The 5,446-nt window shown below is 67.4% G+C and carries 3 protein-coding genes and 2 pseudogenes; all 5 read right to left on the reverse strand.

What is annotated here, in order from left to right; translation table 11 throughout:
- Positions 1-9: 9 nt before the first annotated feature.
- Positions 10-270, reverse strand: a pseudogene (locus tag G3N93_RS33380) (hypothetical protein); the annotation flags it as partial.
- A 347-nt stretch (positions 271-617) separates the two neighbouring features.
- Entirely contained in the window at positions 618-2,144 is a 1,527-nt protein-coding gene (lysS, locus tag G3N93_RS33385) for a lysine--tRNA ligase (protein WP_041492890.1), read from the reverse strand.
- A gap of 82 nt (positions 2,145-2,226) precedes the next feature.
- Positions 2,227-3,331 (reverse strand): peptide chain release factor 2 gene (gene prfB, locus G3N93_RS33390; RefSeq protein WP_157687188.1). Its coding sequence is split into 2 segments (ribosomal slippage): positions 2,227-3,249 and positions 3,251-3,331, totalling 1,104 coding nucleotides; the frame shifts between segments, so codons are not numbered across the junction.
- Positions 3,332-3,483: 152 nt separating this feature from the next.
- A complete protein-coding gene (gene recJ / locus G3N93_RS33395; RefSeq protein WP_174941874.1) occupies positions 3,484-5,181 on the reverse strand; it encodes a single-stranded-DNA-specific exonuclease RecJ in 1,698 nt (565 codons plus the stop codon).
- A gap of 14 nt (positions 5,182-5,195) precedes the next feature.
- Positions 5,196-5,446, reverse strand: a pseudogene (locus G3N93_RS33400) (regulator); the annotation flags it as partial.

The raw sequence follows: 5,446 nt of genomic DNA on the forward strand, positions 1-5,446 counted from the left end.
CTATCTCGCGGCGGCCTGTTCGGCCGCCTGCTGCTGGGCTTGCGCGGCCAGCGCGGCGCTGGCCGCGGCGGCCGTATCGACGGCCGGCTGCGATGCGATCAGCGCGGCCTGGGTCTGGCCGTTCTGTTCGTTGCTGCTGCTGGCCTTCGGGAACACGCCGGTGATCGCGGCCGTCGCCGCGAGGCTGGCGACGATGACGGCGCCGGCGGCGGTGGCGATGAGCGGGTGGAGGCGTTGCTTTTGCGGCGTGGTCTGATTCTGGTTGTCCATTTTTTTCTCCGATGTCGATCCGGATCGGCACATCGGTGCCGGGCCGAACCCCACGCTCGGGAGCGAGCAGACTTGGCGTTCCTGCGCCTCGTTCTGGTCCCGTGGTCATGCGTGGTGACGCAAGAGGAGTGTCGTTCACCGGCACGCGGCACGCCGTATCAAGGTGTAACGAATTGCAGCGGGGCGCCGGCAGCCATGACAGGGAAAACCCGGAGAAGGCCGTCGCGACGAGGGAGTAAAACGGGGGAGGATCGAAAGCCGGCGGACGCCGGCTGGCGGGATTTACGCGTCGTTACAAAGCTGACGCGTGCGCGCCGCAGGGCGCGGCGCACACGCGGATGCAACGATCAGTCTTCGCGGCGCAGATGCGGGAACAGCAGCACGTCGCGGATCGTCGGGCTGTCGGTCAGCAGCATCACGAGACGGTCGATACCGATCCCGCAGCCGCCGGTCGGAGGCATCCCGTATTCGAGCGCGCGGATGTAGTCAGCGTCGAAGAACATCGCTTCCTCGTCGCCCGCATCCTTCTGCTCGACCTGCTTCTTGAAGCGCGCAGCCTGGTCTTCCGGATCGTTCAGCTCCGAGAAGCCGTTCGCGATTTCGCGGCCGGTCATGAACAACTCGAAACGCTCGGTGATGCCCGGCACCGTATCCGATGCGCGTGCGAGCGGCGACACTTCGACCGGGTAGTCGATGATGAAGGTCGGCTCCCACAGCTGGGCTTCGGCCGTTTCCTCGAACAGTGCGAGCTGCAGTGCGCCGATGCCAGCGTTCAGGAACGCCGGCTGCGACACGTCGACGCCGAAACGCTTCAGTTCGGTGCGCAGGAACGCGTCGTCCGACAGCTGGCCGGCGGTGTAGTCCGGTGCGTACTTCTGGATCGCCTGCGTGATCGTCAGGCGGTGGAACGGCTTCGCGAGGTCGAGCTCGCGGCCCTGGTACTGGATCGTCGCGGTGCCGAGTGCATCGATCGCCGCCTGGCGGATCAGCTGCTCGGTGAAGTCCATCAGCCAGCGATAGTCGGTGTACGCGGCGTAGAACTCCATCATCGTGAATTCCGGGTTGTGACGCGGCGACACGCCTTCGTTCCGGAAGTTACGGTTGATTTCGAACACGCGTTCGAAGCCACCGACGATCAGGCGCTTCAGGTACAGCTCCGGCGCGATGCGCAGGAACATCTGCATGTCGAGCGCGTTGTGATGCGTGACGAACGGCTTCGCGGCCGCGCCGCCCGGGATCGGGTGCAGCATCGGCGTCTCGACTTCCATGAACTCGGCGTTGTCCATGAACTTGCGGATCGACGCGATCGTCTTGGTGCGGGCGCGGAACGTGTCGCGCGTTTCCGGCGTGACGATCAGGTCGACGTAGCGCTGGCGGTAGCGCATTTCCTGGTCCGACAGGCCGTGGAACTTGTCCGGCAGCGGGCGCAGCGCCTTCGACAGCAGGCGCAGTTCCTTGCACTGGACCGACAGCTCGCCCTTGTTGGTGCGGAACAGCACGCCGCGCGCGGCGACGATGTCGCCGAGGTCCCACTTCTTGAATGCGTCGTAGGTTTCCGCGCCGACGTCGTTCGGCGTCACGAAGAACTGGATCTGGCCCGAACCGTCCTGCACCGTCGCGAAGCTTGCCTTGCCCATCACGCGCTTGAGCATCATCCGGCCGGCGACCGACACCTCGACCGGGTTCGCTTCGAGCGCGGCCTTGTCCGAGTCGGCGAATGTCGTCTGCAGATCGGCTGCGTGATGCGTCGGGCGGAAATCGTTCGGGTAGGCGACGCCTTGCTCGCGCAGGGCGCGCAGCTTCTCGCGGCGCTCGGCGATGATCTGGTTTTCGTCCGCGGTGACGGCGGGCTGCGTTTGGGTCGGTTCGGTCATGATGGTCGGAATTCGGAGTGGGTGCGGCAACGCAAACGGGAAGGGCAAGGGGGCGCGACCCGGCAGGGTCGCGCCGCGGCGCTTACACGCCCTGTTTGAGGCTCGCGCTGATGAAGTCGTCGAGGTCGCCGTCGAGGACGGCGCGCGTGTTGCTCATTTCGACGTTCGTGCGCAGGTCCTTCACGCGGCTCTGGTCGAGCACGTACGAACGGATCTGGTGGCCCCAGCCCACATCGGTCTTGCTCGATTCGAGCTTGTCCTGTTCGGCCTGGCGCTTGCGCATTTCAACTTCGTACAGGCGCGATTTCAGCATCGCCATCGCTTCGGCGCGGTTGCGGTGCTGCGAGCGGTCGTTCTGGCACTGCACGACGATACCGGTCGGCATGTGCGTGATCCGCACCGCGGAGTCGGTCTTGTTGATGTGCTGACCGCCCGCACCCGATGCGCGGTACGTGTCGATGCGCAGGTCGGCCGGGTTGATCTCGACTTCGATCGAGTCGTCGATTTCCGGATACACGAACACCGACGAGAACGACGTGTGGCGGCCGCCCGACGAGTCGAACGGCGACTTGCGCACGAGGCGGTGGATGCCCGTTTCGGTGCGCAGGAAGCCGTATGCGTATTCGCCCGACACCTTGACCGTCGCGTTCTTGATGCCGGCGACGTCGCCGTCGGACTCTTCGAGCACTTCGGCCTTGAAGCCCTTGCGTTCGCAGTAGCGCAGGTACTGGCGCAGCAGCATCGAGGCCCAGTCGCATGCCTCGGTGCCGCCGGCGCCGGCCTGGATGTCGATGAAGCAGTTGTTCGGGTCGGCCGGGTTCGAGAACATCCGGCGGAACTCGATGTCGCCGACGCGCGACGCGAGCTTCGCGGCGTCTTCTTCCGACGCGACGAGGGTGTCCTCGTCGCCTTCCTCGCGGGCCAGCTCGAACAGGTCGAGCGCGTCGCGCAGGTCGCTATCGAGCGCCGTCAGCGTCGTGACGACGCCCTCGAGCAGCTTCTTCTCGCGACCGAGCGCCTGGGCGTTCTTCGAATCGTTCCAGACGTTCGGGTCTTCGAGTTCCTTGTTGACTTCGGTCAGACGCGCAGCTTTGGCGTCGTAGTCAAAGATACCCCCGAAGCTCGCCCGCGCGGGTGCGCAGGTCGAGCAGGGAGCTTTCGATCGCGTTGAGACGTTCCGCTTCCATGATCGTTCGCTATTCTTGCTTCGTAAAAAAGCGGAATTATAGCCGATCGGCAGGGTTGCCCGGTGACGCAAACGGTGCTCGCACGCGCGCCGCGGCCCCGTTCGGCGCGGCGTGCATGCCTCGGCGGGCAGTGCGGGCCGGGCGGCCCGCACTCAGCCGGCCGCGTGTTCGACGATCAGCTGGACGCGCGTGACGCCGTTCCACGTATCCGCGACGAGGCGGTATGCGACCAGTGCGCTCTCCGGCAGCGGCTCCGTGTGGTTGAACCAGATCGCGTTGAAGCGCTGGCGGCCGCGCGCGAGCTGCAGCTTCAGGTGCTTTTCCTTCACGAGCGACTGCGACACGACGTCGAATTCGCCCGAGAAAAGCGGGGCCGGAAAGCCTTGCCCCCAGACGGCCTCGTCGAGCAGTCCGACGAACTGCGGCGTGAAGTACGCGTCCTCGAGTTCGCCGTCGGTCTCGATCACGCGGGCGAGCGCGTCGTCGGACAGCCATTCGCGCGCGACGGCCTCGAACGCGGCCGCGAAGCGCGGCACGTTCTCGGTGTCGAGCGTGAGGCCGGCCGCCATCGCGTGGCCGCCGAACGCGACGATCAGGTCCGGTTCGCGCTTCGACACGAGGTCGAGCGCGTCGCGCAGGTGGAAGCCGGGAATCGAGCGGCCCGACCCCTTGACCCGCTTGCCTTCGTCGTCCGCGTGCGCAAACGTGAACGACGGCCGGTGGAATTTTTCCTTGAGCCGGCCGGCGACGATGCCGATCACGCCCTGGTGCCACTCGGGGTTGAAGAGGGTGATCGTGCATGCGTCGGCCGGATCGACGTCGGCGAGATCGGCGAGCGCCTGCTGCTGCATGCCGGCCTCGATCTCGCGGCGTTCGCGGTTCATCACGTCGAGCTGCTGCGCGAGATCCCACGCGCGGCCGATGTCGTCGGTGATCAGGCACTCGATGCCGAGCGACATGTCGGAGAGCCGCCCGGCAGCGTTCAGGCGCGGGCCGAGGCCGAAGCCGAGGTCGAAGCCCGACGCCGTGCGCGCTTCGCGCGCGGCCGCACGGAACAGCGCGGCGATGCCCGGCTGCATGCGGCCGTTGCGGATGCGCTGCAGCCCCTGCGCGACGAGCACTCGGTTGTTGCCGTCGAGCCGCACGACGTCGGCGACGGTACCGAGCGCAACGAGGTCGAGCAGGCCGTCGAGGCGCGGCTCGGCCTCTTTGCTTGCGAACGCGCCGCGACGGCGCAGCTCGGCGCGCAGCGCGAGCAGCACGTAGAACATCACGCCGACGCCGGCGAGGTGCTTGCTCGGGAACGCGCAGCCGGGCTGGTTCGGGTTGACGATCGCGCGTGCGGAGGGCAGCGCGTCGCCGGGCAGGTGGTGGTCGGTCACGAGCACGTCGATGCCGCGTGCGTTCGCGGCTTCGACGCCCGCGACGCTCGCGATCCCGTTGTCGACGGTGATCAGCAGGTCGGGCTTGCGCGCGGCGGCGAGTTCGACGATCTCGGGCGTGAGGCCGTAGCCATATTCGAAACGGTTCGGCACCAGGTAGTCGATCTGCGCGCCGAACATCCGCAGGCCGCGCACCGCGACCGCACACGCGGTCGCGCCGTCGCAGTCGTAGTCGGCGACTACGAGCAGACGCCGCTTGTCGGCGATCGCGTCGGCGAGCAGCGATGCGGCGTCGGCGCAGCCTTTCAGCTCGGTGGGCGGAACGAGCCGCGCAAGCGCGGTCTCGATGTCGGCGGGGGACTGCACGCCGCGCGACGCGTACAGGCGCGCAAGGACGGGATGCAGGCCGTGGCGCGCGAGCACTTCGGCGTCGGCGGGCGCGACGGGGCGGGTAACGATCCGGGTCATACGGGGTCTGCTTGTTATTCGAACAGGGAGGCAAGCGCGCGGCGGCGCCAGAACTTGCGCAGGTCGCCGCGCGTCGCGTGCAGCGTCACGGAGCTCGTGTCGCCGCACAGCGTGAAGTCGACACTCGCGAGCTCGCCGTTCCGCAGCGCGGCGAGGGCCGGCGCGAACCAGTCGCGCTCGAGCGCGGCGAGTCCGTCGTGCCAGCTCGCCCAGTCCTGTTCGCTGAACGGGGTGGTCGGCGCCGGCAGTTCAGACCACGAGATCG

The sequence above is a fragment of the Burkholderia sp. Se-20378 genome, from assembly GCF_017104665.1.
Lineage (GTDB): Bacteria > Pseudomonadota > Gammaproteobacteria > Burkholderiales > Burkholderiaceae > Burkholderia > Burkholderia lata.